This window comes from Azospirillum sp. UENF 111221, from assembly GCF_058780625.1.
The window spans coordinates 405,428-431,697 of the sequence record NZ_JBSNCH010000005.1; the positions used below are offsets into that span (position 1 = coordinate 405,428).

The following is a 26,270-nucleotide window of genomic DNA, read 5'->3' on the forward strand; positions in this document are numbered from 1 at the left end:
GGTGCGATGCGATTGGTCTGCCCCGCGAAGATAGGCCGGCTTGAGCGCCAGGGAAACCCCGGCCGCCGGTATGGGTGACGGTTGTCCGTTGCAAGGATTGTCGGTGGAACGCAGCGACGTTTGGGAATGCGGCTGGCGCACGGAACCTTCCGGGGCCATATTCCAGGGCATGTGTGGACGAATGCTTCTCACCACCCCGGTCAGCGAGGTCCAGCGACTGTTCGGCGTTCCCGAACGGCTGAACCTGATGCCGCGGTGGAATATCGCCCCGACCCAGGACATTCCCATCATCCGGCGGGAGGAGGACGGCCGCCATCTGGCAATGGTCCGCTGGGGGCTGGTGCCGCCCTGGGCCGACGATGCCGCCATCGGTGGCCGCATGATCAACGCGCGCGGCGAATCGGTGGCTGACAAGCCGGCCTTCCGCGATGCTTTCCGCAAGCGCCGCTGCCTGGTCCCGCTGGACGGATTCTATGAATGGACCAGCGTGGGGGAGGGGGCCAAGCCGCGCAAGCAGGGCCATGTCATCCGCCGCCGCGACCGCGGCCTGTTCGCGCTCGCGGGCTTGTGGGAACGCTGGCGCGGACCGAAGGGCGCCGCTCCGCTCGATCCGCCGCTGGAAACCGCGACGGTGGTGACGACAGCTACCAATGCCACACTGTCATTCCTGCATGACCGCATGCCGGTGGTGCTCGACCCCGCCGACTGGGATGCCTGGCTGGACCCGGCCACCCCGCTGCCGGTGCTGGAGCGGCTGATCCGCTCGGCACCGGAGGAGTGGCTGGACGTCGTGCCGGTGGGGCCGAAGGTCAACAGCGTCCGCAACGACGACTGCTCCTGCCTCGACCCGCCGCAGGAGACCGTGCCGGCGAAAGCGAAGGACAAGCGGGGCGATGACCAGCCGAGCCTGTTCTGAGGCGATGGCGCTGGCGGCGGCCATGAGGGTTGCGGCGGTCGTTGCGGTGCTGTTGCTGGCCGGCTCCGCCGCGGCGCAGACCAACCAGTCGGCCAAGAGCCGCGGCCCGATTGCCAACACACCGGACCAGACGATCAAGGGCACCGCCATGGCGGTGGAGGGCGATCTGTTGACCGTCAATGGGACGGCGGTGCGGCTGATGGGCATCGATGCGCCCGATCCGGGGCAGAAGTGCAAGAACCGCTACGGCCACGAGTTGGACTGTTTCAAGGTCGCCACCGCGGTGCTTGCCAACATGGTGAAGGGCGAGGAGGTGACCTGTACCGTCACCGAACAGGACCGCACCGGCGAGAAGAAGGGCGAATGCCGCGTGCGCGGTGTCGATCTGGGGGCTGCGATGGTGGCGCGCGGCTGGGCCTTCCAATATGCCAGCCTGTCGCCCGCCTATCAGAAGGGCGAGGCCTATGCCCAGAGCAAGCGGCTGGGGCTGTGGGCCGGGCAGGTGGAAAAGCCCTGGCAATGGCGCAGCAGGCAGATTCGCCAAAACGCCAAGTGATGCGTGCGCCAAGTGACACGTGCGTAAAGTGACCGGAAGCCAAGCGACCGGCCGGCTCGACCCTGATCGGAGCTTACTGACCGGGCGATGACCGCCCACACCCCCATTTCCCAGTCGACCCCTCCGCCGGTCGTGGTCAGGATCCGGAAAAGACGACGGACGATCATCAAGCAGGTTCTGTGGCCCGATTGGACAGGGCCGGCGCGATTCCAGAGCGGCAACTCCCACCGGGGAGCGGAGTCACGGGTATGCTCGTTTACGAATGCGAACTGTTCGAGGTGGTTCCGGTGCTGCGCCGCTATGCGCGCGCATTGACCGGCGCCACAGACCGTGGCGACGCGCTGGTAACCCGCTGTGTCGAGGCTGCGGTGATGGCACCCACCCGTTTCGGGCTGGACCGCGGCGGCGACGGCGCCCGCCTGTCGATGTACGCCCTGTTGAACCTGCTGTTCGACCGCTCTCCTGAGGAATTCGGGCCGCCCGGCCGCCCGTTGCCCTCTCCCCATCCCATCGAACGTGCCCTGGCCGAACTGCCGGAGCCCGACCGTCGCCTGTATCTGCTCACCGCACTGGAGGGGCTGTCCCTGCCGCAGGCGGCGAAGGTCCTGCAATTGAGGACGGGGGAGGCGATTGCGCGGCTGAAATCGGCCCGCGCGCGGGTGCGCAGCACCATGGTGCAGCGGGTCATGGTGGTCGAGGACAATGTCCTGCTGGCGATGGAACTGGGGGCGCTGGTCGCGGAAATGGGCCATGTCGTCTGTGGCACCGCCGGCAACGAGCCGGAGGCGCTGGCGCTGCTGGATGCCGAAAAGCCGACATTGGCCCTGCTGGACGTCCGGCTGGCCGATGGCGGCAGCGGGATCGAGATCGCCCGGCGGCTGAAACGCGTGCGCGACCTGCGCACCATCTTCGTCACTGCGTTCGACGATGACATCCTGGCCCGCGATGCCCGCCATCTGGGGCAGATCGTGCGCAAGCCCTTCACCAATGCGGGCATCCAGGCCGCCATCTCCCGCGCCATCTTCATGCCGCAGCCGGTGGCGTTGGCCTGATGCCGATCACGCAATGAAAAAGGGACCGCCGGTCGTCCCGCGGTCCCTTTTTCATGTCCGACCTGCAGGCAGGCCGGCATTTCTCTGAACCGTCCTTACACCGTCGTGCGGCGGCCGGCGATCATGCGGTAGATGGCCAGGATGATGATCGCGCCGACGATGGCGCCGATGAAGCCAGCACCTTCACCCGGCCGGTACCAACCGACGGCAGCACCCAGATAGGTGGCGACGAAGGCGCCGGCGATGCCCAGCAGGGTGGTGATGATGAAGCCGCCCGGATCGCGACCCGGCATCAGGAACTTGGCGACGATGCCGGCGAGAAAGCCGATGATGATCGTCCAGAGAATGCCCATGGTGATTTCCCTTCCGTTGCGGGACCGTCTTCCCATGCCCAATAACGGGCAAAGAGGGATTTGGTTCTCGCCACCGGCGGATCTTTTGGACTGGTATTCTTTCGGTAGGGCAGAACCTGCCGGCCCTACGCCGTATCCTCCCGACCGCCTCTCCGAACGAAAACAGTCCCGAAAGCGCTCCCTGATCGGGGGCGCTTTCGGGGCCGCAGTCATTCTGACCGGGTCAGCGCAGCGCGCTGATGTTGGCGGCGTACTGCTCCGGCCCACCGGTGAAGGTGGCGGTACCGGCCACCAGCACGTCGGCGCCGGCCTCGATGGCCAGACGCGCGGTTTCCGGGTTGATGCCGCCGTCCACCTCAAGGTCGATCTGCTTGCCGAGCGCGTCGATGCGGGCGCGCAGGTCACGGATCTTCGGAAGCTGGCTCTTGATGAAGCTCTGGCCGCCGAAGCCGGGATTGACCGTCATCACCAGGACGAGGTCGATGTCCTCCAGCACATGCTGGATGGCGTCCACCGGCGTGGCAGGGTTCAGCGACACGCCGGCCTTCTTGCCCAGTGACTTGATCAACTGGATGGTGCGGTGCAGGTGCGGACCGGCCTCCGGATGGACGGTGATGATGTCAGCACCGGCCTTGGCGAAGTCCGGAACGAAGAGATCCACCGGCGAGATCATCAGATGGACGTCGAAGACCTTGGCGGTGTGGGGACGCAGCGCCTTCACCACGCCCGGCCCGATGGTCAGGTTCGGCACGAAATGGCCGTCCATCACGTCGATATGGATGTAGTCGGCGCCGGCGGCATCGACCGCGCGGACCTCCTCGCCCAGCCGGGCGAAATCGGCGGAGAGAATCGAGGGGGAAATCTTGACGGCGCGCATGGGGCTTTCCTGGTGCGGGAGGTGGCTTGGACCGGGTCCGATCAGCCGAACTTCCTATCACGGCGTAGCAAGGCAAGTCATGACATGATGTGAACGCCCGATATGCGTGCACAGGTTCGGCGTTTGAGATCCGGATCCAGCGTCGGCCAAACCGTTTGCGCTTTACCGCAAATGCGAAGCGCTGTATCCGTTGGAATATAGATGAAATGTCTAATCCGGCAGGAGGTGGCGATGGTTGGGTTGCATGGGGCTCTTGGGCGCGGCCGATTCAGGTCGGCGATGTCGGCGGTCATTCTCGGTGTCGGGCTGACGCTCGCGGCACCGGCGGCGATGGCGCAGGATGTGCTGGTGCTGGCGGCGGCCTCCACCAAGAATGCGGTGGAAAAGCTGGCCTCGCAGTTCAAGGCGAAGACCGGGGCCACCGTGACCTCCTCCTTCGCCGCTTCGTCGGCACTGGCCAAGCAGATCGAGAACGGCGCTCCGGCGGACATCTTCATCTCGGCCGATCTCGACTGGATGGACTATCTCCAGCAGCGCAGCCTGATCAAGACCGACAGCCGGGTGAATCTGCTCGGCAACGAGCTGGTGGTTGTGGTGCCCAAGGGATCAACTCTGAAGCCCGACCTGTCCAAGGGCGGCAAGCTGGCGGAGCAACTGGGCGACGGGCGGCTCGCCACCGGCGACCCGTCGAACGTTCCGGTCGGGAAGTACGCCAAGGCCGCGCTGGAGAAGCTGGGCCAGTGGGCGGCGGTCGAACCGAAGCTGGCGCGGGCCGACAGCGTGCGCGCGGCCCTGGTTCTGGTCAGCCGCGGCGAGGTGCCGGTCGGCATCGTCTATCGCACCGATGCCGCCGTCGATCCGGGGGTGGAGGTCGCGGCAGCCTTTCCGCCCGACAGCTATCCGCCGATCACCTATCCGGCGGCGCTGGTTGCGTCCTCGAAGAATGCAGCTGCCGCGTCCTTCCTCGACTACATGAAGTCGCCGGACGGCATGGCGGTCTGGACGGAATTCGGCTTCGTCCCGGCACCCAAAGCACCGTAAGCTCAGCGGCATGGAAATCCTGACGCCGATGGAGACCACCGCGTTGCTGCTGAGCCTGCGTGTCGCGGGCGTCGCCATCGCGTTGGGATTGCCGCTCGCCGTGCTCGCCGCCTGGGTGCTCGGCCGTTATTCCTTTCCGGGCAAGACGCTGTTCGACGGGCTTGTCCATCTGCCGCTGGTCCTGCCGCCAGTTGTCACCGGCTATATCCTGCTGGTGACGATGGGGACGAAGGGAGTGGTCGGCGGCTGGCTGTACCACACCTTCGGGATCAAGCTGATCTTCACCGCCGAAGGCGCCTCGCTGGCGGTGGCGGTGACGTCCTTCCCCCTGATGGTGCGGGCGATCCGCCTGTCGGTGGAGGCGATCGACGGTGGGCTGGAGGCGGCGGCGCGCACGCTTGGCGCCGGGCCGGTCGACCGTTTCTTCACCATTCTGCTGCCGCTGATGGCGCCCGGACTGCTGTCCGGCGCCATCGTGGCCTTCGCCGCGGCGATGGGCGAGTTCGGAGCGGTGATCACCTTCGTGTCCAACATCCCCGGCAAGACGCAGACCCTGCCGCTGGCGATCTACGCCGCGACGCAGGAACCCGGCGGCGATGCGGTGGCCGCAAGGCTGGCGGCGATCTCCTTCACCGTGGCTTTGCTGGCGCTGATGCTGTCTGAATTCCTGGCGAACCGGGTTCGCCGCCTGATCGGGCAGGTCTGATCATGCTCGACCTGCAAATCCGCCAGAGGCTGGGCGCCTTCACGCTCGACGTCGCCTTTGCCGCCGAGGAACGCGGCGTGACGGCGCTGTTCGGCCGCTCCGGGTCCGGCAAGACCTCTGTCATCAATGCGATTGCCGGGCTGACCCGGCCGGACGAGGGGCATATCCGCGTCGGCGACACCGTGTTCTTCGACAGCGCCCGGCGCATCGACGTGCCGGTGGAGAAGCGGCGCATCGGTTACGTCTTCCAGGATTCCCGGCTGTTTCCGCACATGACCGTCCGCAGCAATCTTGAATACGGCCTGCGCCGTGTGCCGGTAGCGGAGCGGCGCATCGCCTTCGGCCCGGTGGTGGATCTGCTAGGGCTCGGCCATCTGCTGGACCGCCGGCTGCGCGGCCTGTCCGGCGGCGAGCGGCAGCGCGTCGCCTTCGGCCGCGCCCTGCTGGCGCAGCCGCGCCTTCTGCTGATGGACGAGCCGATGGCCTCGCTCGACGCCGCCCGCAAGGCGGAGATCATGCCCTACATCGAGCGGCTGCGCGACGAGATGAACATTCCGATCGTCATGGTCAGCCACGCGCTGGACGAGGTGGTGCGGCTCGCCACCACCATGGTGCTGATCGGGGAGGGCAGGGTGCGTGCGTCCGGACCGGTCGGAACGGTGATGGGCCGGCTGGACCTGTCGGCGGTGACCGGCGCGCAGCATGCCGGTGCCGTGCTGGACCTGACGGTCGAGGCCCATGTTCCGGAAGACGGTCTGTCGGTGCTGGCCTTCGACGGCGGACGGCTGACCGTGCCGCAGATCGACCGCCTGCCCGGATCCCCAGTGCGGCTGCACATCCATGCCCGCGACGTGATCGTCGCATTGCAGCCGCTGGCCGGCGTCAGTCTGCGCAATGCGCTGGCCGCGACGGTGATCGAGTTGGCGGAAGCCGGCCCCTCCTCCGCCGACGTGCGGCTGGCGGTGGGCGGTTCTTTCCTGATCGCGCGCATCACCCGTGCGGCGGTGCGCGAGTTGGGACTGATGCCGGGCCGCGAAGTGGTGGCGCTGGTCAAGGGCGTCGCCTTCGAGCCTGACAGCGGCGGTGCCGTGTCGGACCGGCACGGGCGGGTGGTGGACGTATAAGCGGACGGCCCCTCACCCGCGAACGGGAGAGGGGCCGCAAATTCACAGTTTTTAGTGGCCGCCGATTTTACTGCCCGCCCGAGGGGGTGGCGGATTCCGCCGGTGCTGCCGCCGCCGCCGGCCGACCCGCCGGCGGTCGATCCGCCCGGCACGGTTTGGGTGGCACCGGTGGTCTCGTTCATCGAGTTGCCGGAGGTGCCGCCCTGCACCGGCACGCCGGTCGAAGGCGGCGGGACGGTGGTGGAACCGCTGCTCGACCCGCTGCTGGTGGTCGGGCTGGTCTGGTTTGACGCGTTGGAATTCTGGGCATTGTGGTCGTCGCAGGCGGCCAGACCCAGAAGCAGGGCGGGCAGGGCCACGATCAGAAACTTGCTGCGCATGAGTGTTGCTCCTCAGCCAGTGGGCGGCGCCATCGACGGGACTTGCTGTGCGAGTACGAGGCGGACTCGGTACGGCCCCGGTGATGTCGTATGCGTCCAAACACGCCACCGCCGGTTTCATTCCATGGACCTTGGTGCTATGCCGGGTGGGTGCCTGTTCCGATGAACAGGTTCCGGTCACCGGATGCTTACGGTGACTGATGAGAACTTTACGGGAACATCGTCGCGACTTGTGGCCTGGGCGCCACGGATGTCCATTATTGGGTTGCGCAAAGAACACGAACCTTTTGCGACTTGGTTTTTCCATCTTTTTCGTTTGACCGGTGGAAAGTCGCTGTGATTCCATCATGCCACCATGACGATGATCGCCGATCTCACCGACACACTCGCCCGCGCCGCCAAAAGCGCGATCCGCCAAGCAATCATGCCGGCGCTGTGCGCCTGCGTGGTCGCCTACTTCGCCTACTACGCGGTCCATGGCGACCGCGGGCTGGTGGCGATGAAGCAGATCCAGGGGGAGATCGCCCAGGCCGAAGGGGTCCTCAACCAGCTCCGCACCGAGCGGGAGGACATGGAACGCCGTGCGCAGCTGCTGCGCGGCGACGGCCTCGACCGCGACATGCTGGAGGAGCGGGCGCGCCTTATGCTGAACTTCGCGAACGCGCGCGACGTCATCGTAAAGCTGCCGAAGCTGGCGGAACAGGAAGGGTCCGGCCAGCAGAAGTAAGGGGATATCAGCCGATTAACCGTTTCGCGGTTAATCTGAAATAGCGCTGCAAAAACAGACGTTTGCGCGCCTCCTGAAGCTCGTGTACTGTGCGCGCCATATTCGCTTCCGGTGCGGGCTCTCGTATGCCCGCAACGCGCGGCGGCAAAAGGTTTTGTCAATGACCTTTGCCGCTTGAACCCTGGGGAGGAATCATGGCCGCGTCCCGACGCCGTTCCACCAAGGCGCTGACCGACACCGCGCCCGCTCAAGCCGTCTCTTCCGAAGAGCTTCTTCATTATTATCGCGAGATGCTGCTGATCCGCCGCTTTGAAGAAAAGGCGGGCCAGCTGTACGGCATGGGTCTGATCGGCGGCTTCTGCCACCTCTACATCGGCCAGGAAGCCGTCGTGGTCGGCGTGCAGGCCGCCCTGAAGGATGGCGACAGCGTCATCACCAGCTACCGCGACCATGGCCACATGCTGGCCTGCGGCATGGAAGCCAAGGGCGTGATGGCCGAGCTGACCGGCCGCATTGGAGGCTACTCCAAGGGCAAGGGCGGCTCGATGCACATGTTCAGCCAGGAGAAGAACTTCTTCGGCGGCCATGGCATCGTCGGCGGGCAGGTCCCGCTCGGCACCGGTCTGGCCTTCGCGCACAAGTACAGCAACGACGGCGGCGTGGCCGCCGTGTATTGCGGCGACGGCGCCATCAACCAGGGCCAGGTCTACGAGAGCTTCAACATGGCAGCGCTGTGGAAGCTGCCGGTGCTCTTCATCATCGAGAACAACAAGTACGCCATGGGCACCTCGCAGGAGCGCGCCTCCGCCGGCGAGCTGCACCAGCGCGGCGCCGCCTACGGCATCCCCGGCTATCAGGTCAACGGCATGGACGTGCTGGAGGTCAAGGCCGCGGCGGACCAGTGGGTGCCGCACATCCGCGGCGGCAACGGCCCCGTCATCCTCGAGATGAAGACCTACCGCTACCGCGGCCACTCGATGTCCGACCCGGCCAAGTACCGGACGAAGGAAGAAGTCGAGAAGATGCGGTCGGAATCCGATCCCATCGATCAGCTGAAGGCGAAGATCCTGTCCGGCAACCACGCCGACGAGGACAAGCTGAAGGAGATCGACCGCGAGGTGAAGGCGATCGTCACCGAATCGGCCGAATTCGCCCAGCAGAGCCCGGAGCCCGATCCGTCGGAGCTGTGGACCGACATTCTCGTCTGATCCTGACGTCAACGATAAGCGGGAGCGGCGCCTTGTGGGACGGGAAACCGGACTCCCCGCGCCGCCGGAGGTTGAGGAATGCCGATCGAAGTGCTGATGCCGGCCCTGTCGCCCACGATGACCGAGGGCAAACTGGCGAAATGGCTGAAGAAGGAAGGTGACCAGGTGAAGTCCGGCGATGTCCTCGCCGAGATCGAAACCGACAAGGCGACCATGGAGGTCGAGGCGGTCGATGAAGGCCGCGTCGGCAAGATTCTGATCGCCGAGGGCACCGACAACGTCGCCGTGAACACCCCCATCGCCGTCCTGCTGGAAGAGGGCGAGGACGAGAGCGCGCTGAGCAAGGGCGGCAACGCCCCGACTGCCGCCGCTCCGGCCGCCCCCGCTCCTGCCCCGGTGGCGGAAGCCGCTCCGGCTCCGGCACCCACGGTGCCGGCGGCTCCGGTCGCGGCGCCCGCGTCGGACGAGGACAAATTCATGGCCAAGACCGTCAAGAAGACGGTCCGCGAAGCGTTGCGCGACGCGATGGCCGAGGAAATGCGCCGTGACGACAAGGTGTTCGTCATGGGTGAGGAGGTCGCACAGTACCAGGGCGCCTACAAGGTGACCCAGGGCCTGCTGCAGGAGTTCGGCGAGCGTCGCGTCATCGACACGCCGATCACCGAGATCGGTTTCGCCGGTCTTGGCGTCGGCGCCGCCTTCAAGGGCCTGAAGCCGGTCGTCGAGTTTATGACCTTCAATTTCGCCATGCAGGCGATCGACCACATCATCAACTCGGCCGCCAAGACGCTGTACATGTCGGGCGGACAGATGAGCAACTCGATCGTGTTCCGCGGCCCCAACGGCGCCGCTGCCCGCGTCGGCGCCCAGCACTCGCAGTGCTACGCCTCGTGGTACGCGCACTGCCCGGGCCTGAAGGTCGTGTCGCCCTGGTCGGCGGCCGACGCGAAGGGCCTGCTGAAGGCGGCGATCCGTGACGCCAACCCGATCGTCTTCCTCGAGAACGAGATTCTCTACGGCCAGAGCTTCGAGGTTCCGGAGGACGAGGAGTTCGTGCTGCCGATCGGCAAGGCCAAGATCGAGCGCGCCGGCAAGGACGTGACGATCACCGCCTTCTCGATCATGGTCGGCCATGCCCTGGCCGCCGCGGAGATCCTGGCCAAGGAAGGCATCGACGCGGAGGTCATCAACCTGCGCACGATCCGTCCGTTGGACACCGAGACCATCGTCAACAGCGTCAAGAAGACCAACCGCCTCGTCTCCGTCGAGGAGGGCTGGCCCTTCGCCGGCATCGGTTCGGAAATGTGCGCTCTGATGATGGAGCAGGCGTTCGATTATCTCGATGCGCCGGTGGCCCGCGTGGCCGGCCTGGACGTGCCGATGCCCTACGCCGCCAACCTGGAAAAGCTGGCGCTGCCGCAGGTCGATCACATCGTCAAGGCCGCCAAGCAAGCCTGCTACCGCTGAGAGGAGGGCTGATAGGATGACCGTTCAGATTCTGATGCCTGCCCTCTCGCCCACGATGACCGAGGGCAACCTCGCCAAGTGGCTGAAGAAGGAAGGCGACACGGTGAAGTCCGGCGACGTGCTCGCCGAGATCGAGACCGACAAGGCCACCATGGAAGTCGAAGCGGTCGATGAGGGCCGCATCGGCAAGATCCTGATCCCGGCCGGCAGCCAGGGCGTGGCGGTGAACACCCCCATCGCCATCCTGCTGGAAGAGGGCGAGGACGAGAGCGCGCTGGCGTCCGCCGGTTCCGCTCCGGCCCCGGCAGCTGCCGCTCCGGCCGCTGTGCCGGCGCCCGCGGCAGCTCCGGTTGCCGCCGCTGCTCCGGCCGCTCCTGCTGCCGCTCCGGCGGCAGGTGGCGAGCGCGTGTTCGCCAGCCCGCTGGCCCGCCGTATCGCCGAGCAGGCCGGCGTCGACCTGAAGACCGTCAAGGGCACCGGCCCGCACGGCCGCATCGTCAAGGCCGACGTCGAGGCCGCCAAGGCCGCCGGCCCGGCCAAGGCCGCTGCCGCCCCGGCCCCTGCTTCGGCTCCGGCTGCCGCCGCTCCGGCTCCCGCAGCGGCTCCGGCCCCGGCGAAGGCCGAAGGCGTGGATGCCAAGGCGCTCGCCGACAAGCTCGGCATGGCCTACACCGCCGTGCCGAACAGCGGCATGCGCAAGACCATCGCCAAGCGTCTGGGCGAGGTGAAGCGCACGGTTCCCGACTACTTCCTGACGGTGGATGTCGAGATCGACGCGCTGATGAAGGTCCGTGCCGAGCTGAACGGCCGGTCCGACGCCTACAAGCTGTCGGTGAACGACTTCATCATCCGCGCCGTGGCTCTGGCGCTGAAGAAGGTCCCGGCGCTGAACGCCGCCTGGACCGACGAGGCGATGCTGCAGTACAGCCACGCCGACATCTCGGTCGCCGTCGCCACCCCGACCGGGCTGATCACCCCGATCGTCAAGAAGGCGGAGACCAAGGGGCTGGCCGACATCTCCAACGAGATGAAGTCGCTGGCCAAGAAGGCGCGCGACAACGCGCTGAAGCCGGAAGAGTATCAGGGCGGCACCATCTCCATCTCCAACCTGGGCATGATGGGGATCAAGCAGTTCCAGGCGATCATCAACCCGCCGCAGGCCTGCATCCTGGCGGTCGGCGCCAGCGAGCAGCGCCCGGTGGTGAAGGACGGCGCTCTGGCCATCGCCACGGTGATGAGCCTGACCGGCACCTTCGATCACCGCGTGGCCGATGGCGCCGTCGGTGCGGAATTCCTTGGAGCGGTGAAGAAGCTGCTCGAGGATCCGCTCTCGATGCTGCTCTGACGGCTGGAGGACCGGTTCCATGTCGAAAAGCCTTGCCCCGCTCCGCGCCGAGATCGACGCCATCGACGACGAGATCGTCGCGTTGCTGGGCAAGCGCCTGTCCGTCGTCCACCGCGTCGCAGCGGTGAAGATGGCGGAGAACCTGCCGGCCGTCCTGCCCGACCGCGTCGAAGCGGTCAAACGGCGGGCGGCCGAGGCAGGCAAGGCCTACGGCCTGGATCTGGACTTCATGGCCACCCTGTACCAGACGATCATCGACGAGGCGTGCCGGGTCGAGGAAGGCATCTTTGCCGCCGGCCGCGAGGATGCGCCTCGCTCCTGAATGGGGAGAACACCCTTGGCCGACATCAATTACGACGTCATCGTCATCGGCGGCGGACCGGGCGGTTACGTGGCGGCGATCCGCGCCGCGCAGCTGGGCCTGCACACCGCGGTCATCGAGCGTGAAAACCTGGGCGGCATCTGCCTGAACTGGGGCTGCATCCCGACCAAGGCGCTGCTGCGCTCGGCCGAGGTGCTGCATCTCGCCAAGCACGCGTCCGATTATGGTCTGGTCATCCAGAACCCGTCCTTCGACCTCGACAAGGTCGTCGCCCGCTCGCGCAAGGTCGCCGGGCAGCTGAACGGCGGCGTCAAGCACCTGCTGAAGAAGAACAAGGTCGCGGTGATCGAAGGCTCGGCCAAGCTGCTCGGCAAGGGGCAGGTGGCGGTTTCCAAGGGCGAAGCCCCGGTCGGCACCTTCGGCGCCAAGCACATCATCATCGCCACCGGTGCGCGCGCCCGCACGCTGCCGGGCCTGGAGGATGACGGCAAGCTGGTCTGGACCTACCGCAAGGCGATGACCCCGGACAGCATGCCGAAGTCGCTGCTGGTCATCGGCTCCGGCGCCATCGGCATCGAGTTCGCCAGCTTCTACAACGCGCTCGGCGCCAAGGTCACCGTTGTCGAAGTGATGGACCGCATCCTTCCGGTGGAGGATGAGGAAATCTCCGGAATGGCCCGGAAGGCCTTTGAGAAGCAGGGCATGCGCATCATCACCGGCGGCAAGGCCGGCAACCTGCGCAAGGCCGCCGACAGCGTGACCGTGGCCGTCGAAGCCGGCGGCAAGACCGAGGACATCACGGTCGACCGCGTCATCGTCGCCGTCGGCATCAGCCCGAACACCGAAGGCCTCGGCCTGGAGAACACCAAGGTCAAGACCGACCGCGGCCACATCCAGACCAACGGCATGTGCGAGACCGACGAGCCGGGCGTGTACGCCATCGGCGACGTGACCGGCGCGCCCTGGCTCGCCCACAAGGCCAGCCATGAAGGCGTGATCGTCGCCGAGCACATCGCCGGCAAGCATCCGCATGCGCTGAACGTCCGCAACATCCCGGGCTGCACCTATTCGCACCCGCAGATCGCGTCGGTCGGCCTGACGGAGAAGAAGGCGAAGGAAGCCGGCTACGAGATCAAGGTCGGCCGCTTCCCGTTCGTCGGCAACGGCAAGGCCATCGCGCTCGGCGAGCCGGAAGGCCTGATCAAGACCATCTTCGACGCCAAGACCGGCGAGATGCTGGGTGCCCACATGATCGGTGCGGAAGTGACCGAGCTGATCCAGGGCTACGGCATCGCCAAGTCGTCGGAGCTGACCGAGGCCGAGCTGATGCACACGGTGTTCCCGCACCCGACCTTGTCGGAAATGATGCATGAGTCGGTCCTTGATGCCTATGGCCGGGCGATCCACTTTTAACTGATGTTTCCGAGGTGACGTTCTTCCCAGCCGGATGGGGCCATGGACCGCAGCAGCGCCGCGTATGACGAGGATTTCTATGCCTGGACCCAAGCCCAGGCGCAGGAGCTTCGCCGTGCCGGCGCCGAGCGGAACAATGCCCCGGTCGACTGGGGGAACGTCGCCGAGGAGATCGAGAGCATGGGCCGCAGCCAGAAGTCCGAGATCGACAGCCGGCTGCGGGTCCTAATGACCCATTTGCTGAAGTGGTTGTTTTGTCAGGATCTGCGCGAGCGGTGCGAACGCGGCTGGCGTCGAACGATACGCGAGCGGCGCGACCGACTGGTGGATGAGATTGCTGCCAGCCCCAGCTTGCGGCCCTATATCGCCGCTGTGTTCGAGAAGATCTATCGCAAAGCCCGGCTGGATGCCGCCGACGAGGCGGATACCCCTGACGGCCATTTCCCGGTCGAGCCGCCTTTCACGCTTGACCAGGCGCTCGATCCGTCCTATCCGGCCGAACTGTTTCCGCCGGAATGGCGGGTTTGACATCCTCATCGCACCTATTGTCGGGGCCGGGCATCGCGTCGGCCATCGGGAGCTTTAGACCATGACCCTCGTCGACCAAACCGAGAAGCTGCGCCACCCCGAGAAGGCCCACAAGCCCGACAACCCTATCCAGCGCAAACCGGCCTGGATCCGGGTCAAGGCCCCGATGAGCCAGGAATACAACGAGACCCGCCAGTTGATGCGCGGTCTGAAGCTGAACACCGTGTGCGAAGAGGCCGCCTGCCCGAACATTGGGGAGTGCTGGAAGCAGAAGCACGCCACCTTCATGATCCTGGGCTCCATCTGCACGCGCGGCTGCGCGTTCTGCAATGTCGAGACCGGGCGTCCGGATCTGCTCGACCCGCATGAGCCGGAGAAAGTCGCGGAGGCCGTCGGTCAGCTGAAGCTGTCCCACGTCGTCATCACCTCGGTCGACCGCGACGATCTGACCGACGGCGGTGCGGAGCATTTCGCCCGCACCATCCGCGCCATCCGTGCGGCGTCGCCGACGACCACCATCGAAATCCTGACCCCCGACTTCCAGAAGAAGAAGGGTGCGGTCGAGGTGGTGGTGGAGGCCAAGCCGGACGTGTTCAACCACAATCTGGAAACCGCGCCGCGCCTCTACCCTACGATCCGTCCCGGCGCGCGCTACTTCGCCTCGCTGCAGCTGCTGGCGCGGGTGAAGGAGCTGGATCCGACGATCTTCACCAAGTCCGGTCTGATGGTTGGCCTGGGCGAGACGAAGGAGGAGATCGGGCAGGTGATGGACGATCTTCGCTCCGCCGATGTGGACTTTCTGACGATTGGGCAGTATCTCCAGCCCACGCCCAAGCATGCGGCGGTGGATCGCTTCGTGACTCCTGAGGAGTTCGACGGTTATTCCACTGTTGGCCGCGGCAAGGGCTTCCTGCTGGTGGCCTCGTCGCCGCTGACGCGCTCGTCCTATCATGCGGGTGCGGATTTCGAGAAGCTGCGCGAAGCCCGGCTGCGCAAGCTGGGGGTCGCGGCCGCCTGATCCAGGCGGCTCAATAAGAAAGGACACGATACGGGCATGCCGACGCACGCGGAGAAGAAGGTTCTTCCCTACACGCCCCAGCAGATGTACGACCTGGTCGCCGATGTGGAGAAGTATCCGGAGTTTCTGCCCTGGTGCCTGGCGGCCCGCATCCGCAAGCGCGAAGACAACGTGATGTTCGCGGACCTGATCATCGGCTTCAAGATGGTCCGCGAACGCTTCACCTCGCGGGTGGAGCTGCACGAGCCCGACTGCCGGATCAACGTTCAGTACACCGACGGGCCGTTCCAGTATCTGAACAATCACTGGATCTTCAACGAGCATCCCGGTGGCTGCTGCGTCGACTTCTTCGTCGATTTCGAGTTCCGCTCGAAGATGCTGCAGAAGATCATGGGGCTGCTGTTCAACGAGGCTGTCCGCCGCATGGTCCAGGCCTTTGAAACGCGCGCGGCCCAGCTTTACGGGCCGGGCCGGGCGACGCAGCCGGCCTGACGCCGGCCGCGGACGATTGAGACGGGTGGTCGGTCAGCTCTTGTCCGACCACAGCTCCCCGCCGCTCGCCCAATCGCTCTTCTTCACATCCTGAAAGATAATGTCCACCGCGGACGGCGAGCAGCCGAGGACCTTCACGGTCGCCTCGGTCAACGCCTTGGCATAGTCGCGCTTCTGTTCGACGGTGCGTCCTTCGAACAGCTGGATGTTGATGGTCGGCATCGGGTCTTTTTCCCTCATTGTGAAGAGTTTGTCGGCAAGTCTTCAGCGCAGGCTTCCGGTCGGCCGGGCGAGCCGAAGCCGCTCCAGCGCCGCCTGGACCGTCGCCATCCTCACGGCGTCGCGGTCGCCGGGGAAGGTGTATTCCTTGGCCTTGGCGGCTCCGCCGCGCACGGCCGTCGCGACATAGACCCGGCCCACCGGCTTGGTTTCCGTGGCCCCGCCGGGGCCGGCGATTCCCGTCACCGCCACCGTCACGTCGGCGCGCGATTTCGCCAGCGCGCCGACCGCCATGGCGACCGCCACCTCGGGACTGACGGCGCCATGGGCATGCAGCAGGCTGGCGGGGACGGCCAGCACTTCGGTCTTGGCGATGTTGGTGTAGGTGACGAAGCCGCGGTCGACCACCTTGGACGAGCCGGCGATATCGGTCAGGGCACCGGCGATCAGGCCGCCGGTGCAGGATTCGGCGGTCGCCAGCATAAAGCCGGCGAGGCCGTATTCGGCGAGAGTCTGGGCGGCGAGGTCGCGGATGATCTCGGGAAACATGACGGCCTCTCCCGGTTCGTGTCGTCGGACAGGATGTTAGCCCGGAAGTCGGACGGTCGCCACAGCCTGGGCCGCAATGCCCTCGCGCCGGCCGGTGAAGCCCAACTGCTCGGTGGTCGTCGCCTTGACGCTGACCCGTCCGACCTCGATGCCCAGAATCTGGGCAATACGTTCCGCCATGGCGGCGCGGTGGGGTCCCACCTTCGGCCGCTCGCAGATGACGGTCACGTCGGCATGGGCGATGACGCCGCCGCGCTCCGCCACCAGATCGGCGGCATGGCGCAGGAACTTGGCGCTGTCGGCACCGCGCCAGCGCGGATCGGTCGGCGGAAAGTGGCTGCCGATGTCGCCGGCAGCCATCGCCCCGAGGATGGCGTCTGTCAGGGCATGCAATCCGACATCCGCATCCGAATGGCCTTCCAGCCCATGGCTGTGCGGCACCCGCAGGCCGCAGAGCGTCACGAAATCGCCGTCGGTGAAGCGGTGGACATCGAACCCGCTGCCGGTCCGCACGTCCCACAGGCTGCTCATGATCGCGCGGGTGGCGCGGCTCAGGTCGTCGGGGGTGGTCACCTTGAAATTGTCCTCCTTGGATGGAACTAGCGCCACGGCCAGCCCGGCGCGCTCCGCCACTGCGGCATCGTCGGTCAGCGACAGGCCGGCGGCGGCGCGGTGGGCTTCGAGAATGGCGGGGAAGCGGAAGCCCTGCGGTGTCTGCGCCCGCCACAGCCCGTCGCGGTCCACGGTGCCGGCGATGGCGTCACCGCTCCCGCGCTTGAGCGTATCGGCCACCGGAACCGCAGCGATGGCGCCGGGCGAGCTGTCCAGCGCCGCGATCACCGCAGCGATGGTGTCGGCATCGATCAGGGGGCGGGCGGCGTCATGGATCAGGACGAGGTCGGGCGCGCCGTCGGCAGCCAAGGCCTCCAGCCCATTGCGGACCGAGTCCTGACGGCTGGCGCCGCCGGCAACCGGGTCGGGCAGGGCAAGCCCGGACAGGACGGCGTCATAGGCATCGCGCCATGTCGGGTCGATGACCACGCGCACGCCGGTGACCTGCGGATGGCCCAGGAAGGCCTCCACCGTCCGGCGCAGCACCGGTTTGCCGGCGAGGTCGAGATACTGCTTCGGCCGCTCGGCCCCGAACCGCTGTCCGGATCCTCCGGCCACGATCAAAGCAATACAGCTGGGGGCGATGCAGGTGGGCATAAGGCAAACCGTAAGATATGATAGCCACTTGACGGAAACGTCGCGGAGCCTAGCCTGTCGCCGTGGTTCCGCCAAGTGCCGAGCCTTGCCGCCGAGACGCTCCGGACAATGTCAGGGAGCCGGCCGGCACGCTCGGCAGCATGATGGCGGGAAGACGGGAGTGCATTCGGGTCCATGTCGCAGAACATTCTTTTGAGCCTGACGGCGTTGGTGGCCCTGGTGCCTGCCGCCCTCTACCCCTACCGGCGCATCGCGGGGCAGGGCGTGGACGGGCGTGGCTGGGCCTTCTGGGGCGCGTTGTTGCTCGCCGCCGCCGGGCCCGGCATGTGGGCGATCCTCCAGGTCGCCGGCCAGTGGCAGACTGGATTTTCGACGGCATTGTGGGTGACGACGGCCGCCTGCATGGCCCTGTTCATCGGGCTTAGCCTGTTCCATGCCACCGCCTGGAGGCTGGCGCCGCTGCTGCTGCCCTATCTGCTGGTGGTCTGCCTGCTCGCGACCCTGACCGAGGATGCGCCAGCGCCAATTCTACGCGGCAACGCGCCGGGCGTGTGGATCGACCTGCACATCGCCGTGTCGGTCTTCACCTATGCCCTGCTGACGCTCAGCGCCGTGTCGTCCTTCGCCGCGGTGATCCGAGACCCGGGCGCTGAAGTCCAAGCGGCCGACCCCGCTCAGCCGCTTCCTGCCGCCGGTGGCGGAGAGCGAGCGGCTGCAACTGCGCCTGCTGATCGCGTCCGAAGTGGTGCTGGGTGCCGGCCTCGCCACCGGCATGGCGGTGCTCTATTTCGAGCAGGGTTTGCTGTTCCGCACCGACCACAAGAGCCTGCTGTCGCTGGCGACCTTCATCGTGATCGGCGTGCTGCTGCTTGCCGAATACCGGACCGGGGTTCGCGGAAAGACGGCGGCGCGCACCATGCTGATCGTCTACCTGCTGGCGACGCTTGCCTATCCCGGCGTCAAGTTCGTCTCGAACGTACTGATCGGCCAGTGGACCTGGAGCTGAGCCGGAAGTCGGCACAAGCCGATGCAAGATCATGGGTTTAGGGCAGGGCCTGAGAGTGGCGGTGGGGCTTCGCCCTTGCGCACGACTGTCGCCGCGTGATAACTTGCCCAAATTGACGGCACTTTGTTGATTTGCCCATCAATCGGGCAGGTGAGAATGACCATACAAATCGGACCCATCACGCTCGCCGGACCGGTGATCCTGGCGCCCATGTCGGGTGTCTCCGACCTGCCGTTCCGCCGTCTGGTGAAGCGCGCGGGCTGCGGCCTCGTCGTGTCTGAGATGATCGCCAGCCAGGCGATGATCCGCGAGAACCGCCAGACCCTGCGCATGGTGGAAACCGAGCCGGAAGAGTTTCCGATGGCGGTCCAGCTCGCCGGCTGCGAGCCCGTGGTGATGGCCGAGGCGGCGAAGCTGAACGAGGATCGCGGCGCCGCGGTCGTCGACATCAATTTCGGCTGCCCGGTCAAGAAGGTGGTGAACGGCCATGCCGGCTCGTCCCTGATGCGGGACGAGGCACTGGCCGGCCGCATCTTGGAGGCGGTGGTGAAGGCCGTCGGCATTCCGGTCACGCTGAAGATGCGGCTGGGCTGGGACGAGACCAACCGGAACGCCCCCAACCTCGCCCGCATCGCCGAGCAGTGCGGCATCAGGATGGTGACGGTCCATGGCCGCACCCGCATGCAGTTCTATACCGGCACCGCCGACTGGACCTATGTCCGCCATGTGAAGGAGGCGGTGAAGATCCCCATCGTCGTCAACGGCGACATCGCCAGCTTCGAGGCGGTGGACCGTGCGCTTGCCGAATCCGGCGCCGACGGCGTGATGATCGGGCGCGGCAGCTATGGGCGTCCCTGGTTCCCGTCTCAGGTCATGCATTACATGCGCACCGGCGAAATGCTGCCTGACCCGCCGCTGCCCGAGCAGATGGACACGCTGCTGGAGCATTTCGACAGCATGCTGAGCCATTACGGCACGGACGGCGGCATCAAGGTCGCCCGCAAGCATGTCTCCTGGTACTCGACCGGCCTGCGCGGCTCCAACGAGTTCCGGCAGGAGATCAACCAGCTGGGCGATCCCGGCGCGGTGCGCGACCGCATCCGTGCCTTCTATGAACCGGCAATCGAAAGGATGGCCGCCTGATGGATCCCGTACCGATGACCGCTCCGGGCCAACGTGGCCGCAACCGGTCGGGTGCCGCCAGGGCGCCGCGGCTGGACTCGCTGGTGGTGCTGAACAGCCTGCCCGATCCAGTGCTGGTGGTGGACGGCAACGGCGACATCCGCTTCGTCAATCTGGAAGGGCAGGAGTTCTTCGACCTGTCGGCCAACGCCATGGAAGGCATGCCGCTGCCCGACCTGCTGCCGCCGGACAGCCCGGTGATGGGTCTGATCGAACAGGTGCGCCGGGGCAGCCGCCGGGTGTCGCAGGACGGTGTCATCATCGATACGCCCCGCATCGGCCCGCACCATGTGACGGTGCAGGTGGCGACCATGGGCGACCCGCCCGACCATGTGGTGCTGACCATCCATGAGCGGTCGCTCGCCCGCAAGATCGACCACTCGCTGACCCACCGTCATGCCGCGCGCTCCGTCACCGCCATGGCGGCGATGCTGGCCCATGAGGTGAAGAACCCGCTGTCCGGCATCCGCGGCGCCGCCCAGCTGCTGGAGGAGAACGCCAGCGACCAGGACCGGGTGCTGACCCGCCTGATCTGCGACGAGGCCGACCGCATCGTCGCGCTGGTCAACCGGATGGAGGTGTTCTCCGACGAACGGCCGCTGGAGCGGGCCGCGGTGAACATCCACACCGTTCTGGAACATGTGCGGAAAGTGGCCCAGAGCGGCTTTGCCCGAAAAATACGCTTTGTCGAGCGCTACGACCCGTCATTGCCTCCTGTTTACGGCAATCGCGACCAACTTGTGCAGGTTTTCCTGAATCTGGTTAAAAATGCGGCAGAGGCTGCACCGAAATCGGGCGGCGAGATCACGCTGACGACCTCCTACCAGCATGGTGTGCGTATGGCGCTGCCCGGCGGGGATGTGCGCCGGCACCTGCCCCTGCTGGTGACGGTTCAGGATAACGGCGACGGTATTCCGGAAGACCTTCAGTCCAACCTGTTCGATCCGTTCGTGACCAGCAAAGTGAACGGGACTGGCCTTGGTCTTGCATTGGTGGCGAAACTGATAGGCGACCATGGCGGAACCATCGAGTTCGACAGCCAGCCTCGCCGGACCGTCTTCAAGGTGTCGCTGCCGATGTACGATGATTCGAAATACGATGAACCGAAACTTTCCGGGGACTCGAAGATTTCTGACGCTGGCTTGCAGTCCAAGGGCGGCCGGGGAACTCGTTGATGAGCGCAGCGACCATTCTCATCGCGGATGACGACCGCGCCATCCGCACCGTCCTGACCCAGGCCCTGGCCCGGCTCGGGCACGAGGTCCGCACCACCGGCAACGCCGCGACGCTGTGGCGCTGGGTGGCGGACGGGCAGGGCGATCTGGTCATCACCGACGTTGTGATGCCGGACGAAAACGGCCTGGACCTGATCCCGCGCATCAAGAAGCTGCGTCCCGAAATGCGCGTCATCGTGATGAGCGCGCAGAACACGCTGATCACCGCGGTTAAGGCGGCGGAGCGTGGGGCCTTTGAATATCTGCCCAAGCCCTTCGACCTGAAGGAACTGGTTTCCGTCGTCGAACGGGCACTGAACACCAACACCCCGCCGGCCGCCATGCCGGGCGGCGACGTGGAGGGCGAGGAACAGCTGCCGCTGATCGGCCGCTCGCCCGCCATGCAGGAAATCTACCGGGTGCTGGCCCGCCTGATGGGCACCGACCTGACGGTGATGATCACCGGCGAGTCCGGGACCGGCAAGGAGCTGGTCGCCCGCGCGCTGCACGATTACGGCAAGCGGCGCAACGGCGCCTTTGTCGCCATCAACATGGCCGCCATCCCGCGCGAACTGATCGAATCCGAACTGTTCGGCCACGAGAAGGGCGCCTTCACCGGCGCGACCAACCGGTCGACCGGCCGGTTCGAGCAGGCGCAGGGCGGAACGCTGTTCCTGGACGAGATCGGCGACATGCCGCTCGACGCCCAGAACCCGGCTGCTGCGCGTGCTGCAGGAGGGCGAATACACCACCGTCGGCGGGCGCACCGCGATCAAGACCGACGTGCGCATCATCGCGGCGACCCACCGTGACCTGCGCACCCTGATCCGCCAGGGGCTGTTCCGTGAGGATCTGTTCTACCGCCTGTGCGTGGTGCCGATCCGCCTGCCGCCGCTGCGCGAGCGGACGGAAGACATCCCGCTGCTGGTCCGCCATTTCCTGAATCTCGGCATCAGCCAGGGACTTCCGGCCAAGAGCATCGACCAGGCGGCGATGGACCGGCTGAAGCGCTATCGCTGGCCCGGCAACGTCCGCGAGCTGGAGAATCTCGTCCGCCGCCTTGCCGCGCTCTATTCGCAGGAGGTAATCGGGCTGGATGTCGTGGAGGCGGAACTCGCCGACGCCACCCCGGCCGCCCAGCCGGTGGAGGAGCCGCAGAGCGAGGGCCTGTCCTCGGCCGTCGAGCGCCACCTCAAGGACTATTTCGCCGCCCACAAGGACGGCATGCCGTCCAACGGCCTGTATGACCGGGTGCTGCGCGAAATCGAACGGCCGCTGATCTCGCTGAGCCTGTCGGCGACCCGCGGCAACCAGATCAAGGCGGCACAACTGCTCGGCCTGAACCGCAACACGTTGCGCAAGAAGATCCGCGACCTCGATATCCAGGTGATGCGCGGCATCAAGTAGGCCGCATCCGGCAGCGCGTGCGGGGAGGCTCGGCATCGCAGCCGATCCGTGCCAAAATTGTGACACAGCGCAGTCAGGGGCGGCGGGCAAACCGCCGCCCATTCACCACTTGGCGCCTTCTGCACCTTTTCTGACGCCGTCCGGCGTAGACTATGCTGTCCGAAAGGCAGATTCGTTGAGGCTTGGCAGGGCCGCAACAGAGGTGTATCTTTCCGGCAACAGATTAGCGCCGGACCATGCCACCGAATTCCGACATCGCAGCAGCCGGCCAAAGGCCGGTCTGGCAGAAGATTCTTCAATGGTCCAGGCGGGTCGGCCTGGGCAAGCGGTTGGCCTTTGCCCTGTCGCTGGCGGCCCTGGCCGCCGGCTTCGCCACCTACGCGGCGATGACGGAAAGCGCGCCGTTCGGACAGGCCAACCCGCGGACCGTCACGCTTCTGCTGACGCTCGACCTTGCGATCCTGCTGACGCTGGGCGTGCTGATCGCCCGGCGCATCGTCGCCATCCTGATCGGGCGGCGGCGCGGGCTCGCGGGCTCGCGGCTGCACACCCGTCTGGTGCTGGTGTTCAGCGTGCTGGCGGTGGCGCCGGCCATCATCATGACCGTCTTTTCCACCTTGTTCTTCTATGTCGGGGTGCAGAGTTGGTTCAGCGACCGTGTCCGCACGGCGGTGAATGAATCCCTGGTCGTCGCCAGCGCCTACCTGCACGAGCACCAGCAGAACATCCGCGCCGACGCACTGGCGATGGCCAACGACCTGTCGCAGGAGGCGCGTTTCTCCAGCGACCCCGAGCGGTTCGAGCAGGTCGTCGCCACCCAGGCGATGCTGCGCGCGCTGTCGGAGGCGATCGTCTTCAACGGCACCACCGGCGCCATCGTCGCGCGGGCCGGCTACACCTTCACCCTGGAATTCGAGCCCATTCCGGAAGACAAGATCCAGCAGGCCCGCACCGGCGAGGTCGCGCTGATCGTCAAGGAATCCGACGACCGCGTCCGTGCCCTGGTCAGCCTGGACCGGGTGTCGGACACCTTCCTCTATGTCGGCCGCATGGTGGAGCCGCGGGTGCTCCAGCACATGGCCTCGGCCGAAGGGGCGGTGAAGGAATACACCGCGCTGGAGAACCAGCGCGGCAGCCTGCAGGTCACCTTCACGCTGATCTTCCTGGTGGTGGCAATGCTGCTGCTGCTGGCGGCGGTGTGGGCCGGGCTGAATTTCGCCACCCGTCTGGTCCGCCCGATCAGCGCTCTGATCGGTGCCGCCGAGCGGGTGCGCGCCGGCGACCTGACCGTCCGCGTGTCGGAACCGCCGGGCGAGGACGAGTTCGTCCTGCTGTCGCGCGCGTTCAACCGCATGACCACCGAGATCGAGGGGCAGCGGCGGGAGCTGCTGTCGACCAACCGCCTGCTCGACGAGCGCCGCCGCTTCACCGAGACGGTGCTGTCCGGCGTGTCGGCCGGTGTGCTGGGTGTCGATGCCGACGGCGTCATCAACCTGCCGAACCTGTCCGCCGCCCGCCTGCTGGGCGAAGAGGATCCGGAGCGGATGATCGGCATGTCGCTGGTCGAGCTGCTGCCGGACATCGGCGACCTGCTGGAAAACGCGCCGAAGAAGCCCGGCCGCGTGGTGCAGGACCAGAATCCAGATCCGGCGTCCGGGCAAGACGACGCTGACGCTGCTGGTCCGCATCGCGGCGGAGGTGCGCGACGGCACCGTGCGCGGCTATGTCGTCACCTTCGACGACATCACCGAACTGGTGTCGGCGCAGCGCAAGGCGGCCTGGGCCGACGTGGCACGCCGCATTGCACACGAGATCAAGAACCCGCTGACGCCGATCCAGCTGTCGGCTGAGCGGCTGCGCCGCAAATATCTGAAGGAGATCTCCAGCGATACGGAGGTCTTCACCATGTGCACAGACACCATCGTCCGGCAGGTCGACGACATCCGCCGCATGGTGGACGAATTCTCCGCCTTCGCGCGGATGCCGCAGCCGGTGATGAAGCCGGTCAACATCAACGATCTGGTCCGGCAAGCGGTGTTCCTGCAATCGAGCGCGCACTCCGGCAGGATCCGCTTCGACACCCGGCTGCCGTCGGGGCCGCTGACGGTGGCCTGCGACAGCCGGCAGATCTCGCAGGCGCTGACCAACCTGTTGCAGAACGCGGCCGACGCAATCGAGGGTCGTACGCCTCCAGCGGACGGGTCGGACCTGCCGCCCGGAGAGGTGGCGATTGCGGTGGAGGACGACGGCGAGAAGGTCGTCGTCACCGTTCAGGACAACGGGAAGGGCCTGCCCGGCGGCGAACAGCGCGACCGGCTGACCGAACCCTATGTGACGACGCGGGCCAAGGGCACCGGGCTGGGGCTCGCCATCGTCAAGAAGATCATGGAGGACCATGGCGGCGTGCTGACCCTTGAGGACCGCGAAGGCGGATCCGGGGCGCGCGTGACCCTGGTCATTCCACACCCGGTTACGGTCGCGAACGACGCGGGCGGCCGTGACGACAGGCCGGCGGAGACCGGCGGAGAGATGAGGCACGAAGCCCATGGCGCATGACATTCTGATCGTCGACGACGAAGCCGATATCCGGATGCTGATAGCCGGCATCCTGAACGACGAAGGCATCAAGACGCGCGAAGCCGCCGACGCCGATCAGGCCTTCGCCCAGGTGGCGGCGCGTCGGCCGAGCCTCGTCGTGCTCGACATCTGGCTCCAGGGCAGCAGGCTGGACGGCTTGCAAATCCTGGAACAGCTGATGCGGGATCATGGCAACCTGCCGGTGATCATGATCTCCGGCCACGGCAACATCGAAACCGCGGTCCAGGCGATCAAGGTCGGCGCCTACGACTTCATCGAAAAGCCGTTCAAGGCCGACCGCCTGCTGCTGATGGTGGACCGCGCCATCGAGGCGGCACGGCTGAAGCGCGAGAACCAGGAACTGAAGCTGCGCGCCGGCGGCGACGCGGAATTGATCGGCAAGTCTTCGGCGGTCAATCAGGTGCGCCAGTCCATCGACAAGGTGGCGCCCACCGGCAGCCGCGTCCTGATCTCCGGCCCTCCCGGTGCCGGCAAGGAGGTGGTGGCGCGGCTGATCCACGCCCGCTCGCGCCGGGCCGGCGGTCCCTTCGTCGGACTGAACTGCGCCACCATGCGGCCGGAACGGCTGGAGATGGAGCTGTTCGGCACCGAGGCCGGCGTCGATGGTCCCGGCCGCAAGATCGGCACCTTCGAGCAGGCCCATGGCGGCACGCTGCTGCTGGACGAAGTCGCCGACATGCCGCTGGAGACCCAGGGCAAGATCGTCCGCGCCCTTCAGGAACAGGTGTTCGAGCGCGTCGGCGGCGGACAGCGGGTCGAGGTCGACGTGCGCGTCATCGCCACCTCCAACCGTGACCTCCAGGCGGAAATCGAGCAGGGGCGCTTCCGCCAGGATCTGTTCTACCGTCTGTCGGTGGTGCCGATCCGCGTGCCGTCGCTGGCCGAGCGGCGCGAGGACATCCCGGTGCTGGCCCGCCATTTCATGCAGCGGTCCGCCGAAGCGTCCGGCCTGCCGACCCGCGAGTTCGGCGAGGACGCCATGGCCGCCCTCCAGGCCTATGACTGGCCGGGCAACGTGCGCCAGTTGCGCAACGTGGTGGACTGGCTGCTGATCATGGCCCATGGCGATCCCAAGGAGCCGATCCGCGCCGACACCCTGCCGCCGGAGATCGGCGCCATCACCCCGACGGTCCTGAAATGGGACAAGGGCGGCGAGATCATGGGCCTGCCGCTGCGCGAGGCCCGCGAGGTGTTCGAGCGCGAATATCTGCTGGCCCAGGTCACCCGCTTCGGCGGCAACATCTCCCGCACCGCGTCCTTCGTCGGCATGGAACGCTCGGCCCTTCACCGCAAGCTGAAGTCGCTGGGCGTCCATGGCAGCGAGAAGGGGAAGATGTTCCTCGAGTGATCGGTGCAATCGC

The 26,270-nt window shown here is 66.5% G+C and carries 26 protein-coding genes and 1 pseudogene; 22 read left to right on the top strand and 5 right to left on the bottom strand.

What is annotated here, in order from left to right:
- Positions 1-181: 181 nt before the first annotated feature.
- The 3 genes from ACWPN3_RS16330 (at position 182) to ACWPN3_RS16340 (ending at position 2,524) form a co-directional block, all read left to right on the top strand.
- Positions 182-916, top strand: a complete 735-nt coding sequence (locus tag ACWPN3_RS16330) for an SOS response-associated peptidase (RefSeq protein WP_492240508.1) — start codon at positions 182-184, stop codon at positions 914-916.
- Positions 894-1,472, top strand: coding sequence for a thermonuclease family protein (locus ACWPN3_RS16335; RefSeq protein WP_109096337.1), 579 nt, complete (start codon positions 894-896; stop codon positions 1,470-1,472). Before ACWPN3_RS16330 ends, ACWPN3_RS16335 begins: the two co-directional genes overlap by 23 nt.
- 248 nt (positions 1,473-1,720) lie before the next feature.
- On the top strand, positions 1,721-2,524 hold the full coding sequence (locus tag ACWPN3_RS16340) for a response regulator (protein ID WP_492240509.1): 804 nt from the start codon (positions 1,721-1,723) through the stop codon (positions 2,522-2,524).
- 95 nt (positions 2,525-2,619) lie between these two features.
- Here the strand turns inward: ACWPN3_RS16340 and ACWPN3_RS16345 are convergent, their stop codons facing one another.
- Both ACWPN3_RS16345 and rpe read right to left on the bottom strand, forming a co-directional pair.
- Positions 2,620-2,877 carry a GlsB/YeaQ/YmgE family stress response membrane protein gene (locus tag ACWPN3_RS16345; RefSeq protein WP_085089454.1) on the bottom strand — a complete coding sequence of 86 codons (258 nt, stop codon included), beginning with the start codon at positions 2,875-2,877 and terminating at the stop codon, positions 2,620-2,622.
- 223 nt (positions 2,878-3,100) lie between these two features.
- Entirely contained in the window at positions 3,101-3,754 is a 654-nt protein-coding gene (gene rpe / locus ACWPN3_RS16350) for a ribulose-phosphate 3-epimerase (RefSeq protein WP_492240510.1), read from the bottom strand.
- Positions 3,755-4,033: 279 nt separating this feature from the next.
- Between rpe and modA the strand changes: the two genes are divergently transcribed.
- The 12 genes from modA (at position 4,034) to ACWPN3_RS16410 (ending at position 15,525) form a co-directional block, all read left to right on the top strand.
- The gene (gene modA, locus ACWPN3_RS16355; RefSeq protein ID WP_247872818.1) at positions 4,034-4,795 is read left to right on the top strand and encodes a molybdate ABC transporter substrate-binding protein; all 762 of its coding nucleotides are present in this window, start codon (positions 4,034-4,036) and stop codon (positions 4,793-4,795) included.
- 10 nt (positions 4,796-4,805) lie between these two features.
- Positions 4,806-5,501, top strand: a complete 696-nt coding sequence (gene modB / locus ACWPN3_RS16360; protein WP_109096341.1) for a molybdate ABC transporter permease subunit — start codon at positions 4,806-4,808, stop codon at positions 5,499-5,501.
- Between the two features lie 2 nt (positions 5,502-5,503).
- A complete protein-coding gene (gene modC / locus ACWPN3_RS16365) occupies positions 5,504-6,625 on the top strand; it encodes a molybdenum ABC transporter ATP-binding protein (protein ID WP_492240511.1) in 1,122 nt (373 codons plus the stop codon).
- 735 nt (positions 6,626-7,360) lie between these two features.
- Complete coding sequence (locus tag ACWPN3_RS16370) at positions 7,361-7,732, top strand: FtsB family cell division protein (RefSeq protein ID WP_199237508.1); 372 nt, start codon at positions 7,361-7,363, stop codon at positions 7,730-7,732.
- 194 nt (positions 7,733-7,926) lie between these two features.
- Complete coding sequence (pdhA, locus tag ACWPN3_RS16375) at positions 7,927-8,940, top strand: pyruvate dehydrogenase (acetyl-transferring) E1 component subunit alpha (protein ID WP_193548464.1); 1,014 nt, start codon at positions 7,927-7,929, stop codon at positions 8,938-8,940.
- A 78-nt stretch (positions 8,941-9,018) separates the two neighbouring features.
- A complete protein-coding gene (locus tag ACWPN3_RS16380; RefSeq protein ID WP_109096344.1) occupies positions 9,019-10,407 on the top strand; it encodes a pyruvate dehydrogenase complex E1 component subunit beta in 1,389 nt (462 codons plus the stop codon).
- 16 nt (positions 10,408-10,423) lie between these two features.
- A complete protein-coding gene (locus ACWPN3_RS16385; RefSeq protein ID WP_492240514.1) occupies positions 10,424-11,752 on the top strand; it encodes a pyruvate dehydrogenase complex dihydrolipoamide acetyltransferase in 1,329 nt (442 codons plus the stop codon).
- Positions 11,753-11,771: 19 nt separating this feature from the next.
- Positions 11,772-12,074 (top strand): chorismate mutase, encoded by a 303-nt coding sequence (locus ACWPN3_RS16390; protein ID WP_492240515.1) that lies wholly within the window; start codon positions 11,772-11,774, stop codon positions 12,072-12,074.
- Between the two features lie 15 nt (positions 12,075-12,089).
- Positions 12,090-13,487, top strand: a complete 1,398-nt coding sequence (gene lpdA, locus ACWPN3_RS16395; RefSeq protein WP_109096346.1) for a dihydrolipoyl dehydrogenase — start codon at positions 12,090-12,092, stop codon at positions 13,485-13,487.
- Between the two features lie 42 nt (positions 13,488-13,529).
- A complete protein-coding gene (locus ACWPN3_RS16400; RefSeq protein WP_492240516.1) occupies positions 13,530-14,015 on the top strand; it encodes a DUF29 domain-containing protein in 486 nt (161 codons plus the stop codon).
- Between the two features lie 61 nt (positions 14,016-14,076).
- Positions 14,077-15,033 (top strand): lipoyl synthase, encoded by a 957-nt coding sequence (gene lipA, locus ACWPN3_RS16405; RefSeq protein ID WP_492240517.1) that lies wholly within the window; start codon positions 14,077-14,079, stop codon positions 15,031-15,033.
- A gap of 36 nt (positions 15,034-15,069) precedes the next feature.
- The gene (locus tag ACWPN3_RS16410) at positions 15,070-15,525 is read left to right on the top strand and encodes a type II toxin-antitoxin system RatA family toxin (RefSeq protein ID WP_109049901.1); all 456 of its coding nucleotides are present in this window, start codon (positions 15,070-15,072) and stop codon (positions 15,523-15,525) included.
- Between the two features lie 33 nt (positions 15,526-15,558).
- Here the strand turns inward: ACWPN3_RS16410 and ACWPN3_RS16415 are convergent, their stop codons facing one another.
- Genes ACWPN3_RS16415 through ACWPN3_RS16425 form a run of 3 tightly spaced genes read right to left on the bottom strand, consistent with a single transcriptional unit; the run spans position 15,559 to position 17,502 of the window.
- On the bottom strand, positions 15,559-15,765 hold the full coding sequence (locus ACWPN3_RS16415) for a 4-oxalocrotonate tautomerase (RefSeq protein WP_282188100.1): 207 nt from the start codon (positions 15,763-15,765) through the stop codon (positions 15,559-15,561).
- A gap of 24 nt (positions 15,766-15,789) precedes the next feature.
- On the bottom strand, positions 15,790-16,293 hold the full coding sequence (locus ACWPN3_RS16420; RefSeq protein WP_109049900.1) for a CinA family protein: 504 nt from the start codon (positions 16,291-16,293) through the stop codon (positions 15,790-15,792).
- 36 nt (positions 16,294-16,329) lie between these two features.
- Entirely contained in the window at positions 16,330-17,502 is a 1,173-nt protein-coding gene (locus ACWPN3_RS16425; RefSeq protein WP_492240518.1) for a bifunctional 2-C-methyl-D-erythritol 4-phosphate cytidylyltransferase/2-C-methyl-D-erythritol 2,4-cyclodiphosphate synthase, read from the bottom strand.
- Positions 17,503-18,196: 694 nt separating this feature from the next.
- On the opposite strand from ACWPN3_RS16425, the gene ACWPN3_RS16430 reads away from it, so the two are divergent.
- From ACWPN3_RS16430 to ntrX, 7 genes and pseudogenes are all read left to right on the top strand, one after another.
- Positions 18,197-18,508: a hypothetical protein gene (locus ACWPN3_RS16430; RefSeq protein WP_492261584.1), complete on the top strand. Its 312-nt coding sequence runs from the start codon at positions 18,197-18,199 to the stop codon at positions 18,506-18,508.
- Between the two features lie 156 nt (positions 18,509-18,664).
- Complete coding sequence (gene dusB / locus ACWPN3_RS16435) at positions 18,665-19,651, top strand: tRNA dihydrouridine synthase DusB (RefSeq protein ID WP_492240519.1); 987 nt, start codon at positions 18,665-18,667, stop codon at positions 19,649-19,651.
- 14 nt (positions 19,652-19,665) lie between these two features.
- Positions 19,666-20,865, top strand: coding sequence for a two-component system sensor histidine kinase NtrB (locus ACWPN3_RS16440; protein WP_492261585.1), 1,200 nt, complete (start codon positions 19,666-19,668; stop codon positions 20,863-20,865).
- Positions 20,865-22,311: pseudogene (gene ntrC / locus ACWPN3_RS16445) on the top strand (nitrogen regulation protein NR(I)). Before ACWPN3_RS16440 ends, ntrC begins: the two are co-directional and overlap by 1 nt.
- Before the next feature lie 236 nt (positions 22,312-22,547).
- Positions 22,548-24,161, top strand: coding sequence for a HAMP domain-containing protein (locus ACWPN3_RS16450; protein ID WP_492261586.1), 1,614 nt, complete (start codon positions 22,548-22,550; stop codon positions 24,159-24,161).
- Complete coding sequence (locus ACWPN3_RS16455) at positions 24,100-24,867, top strand: sensor histidine kinase (protein WP_492261886.1); 768 nt, start codon at positions 24,100-24,102, stop codon at positions 24,865-24,867. Before ACWPN3_RS16450 ends, ACWPN3_RS16455 begins: the two co-directional genes overlap by 62 nt.
- The gene (ntrX, locus tag ACWPN3_RS16460) at positions 24,857-26,257 is read left to right on the top strand and encodes a nitrogen assimilation response regulator NtrX (RefSeq protein WP_109446139.1); all 1,401 of its coding nucleotides are present in this window, start codon (positions 24,857-24,859) and stop codon (positions 26,255-26,257) included. The genes ACWPN3_RS16455 and ntrX overlap by 11 nt, the downstream gene beginning before the upstream one ends.
- The last annotated feature ends 13 nt before the right edge of the window (positions 26,258-26,270 follow it).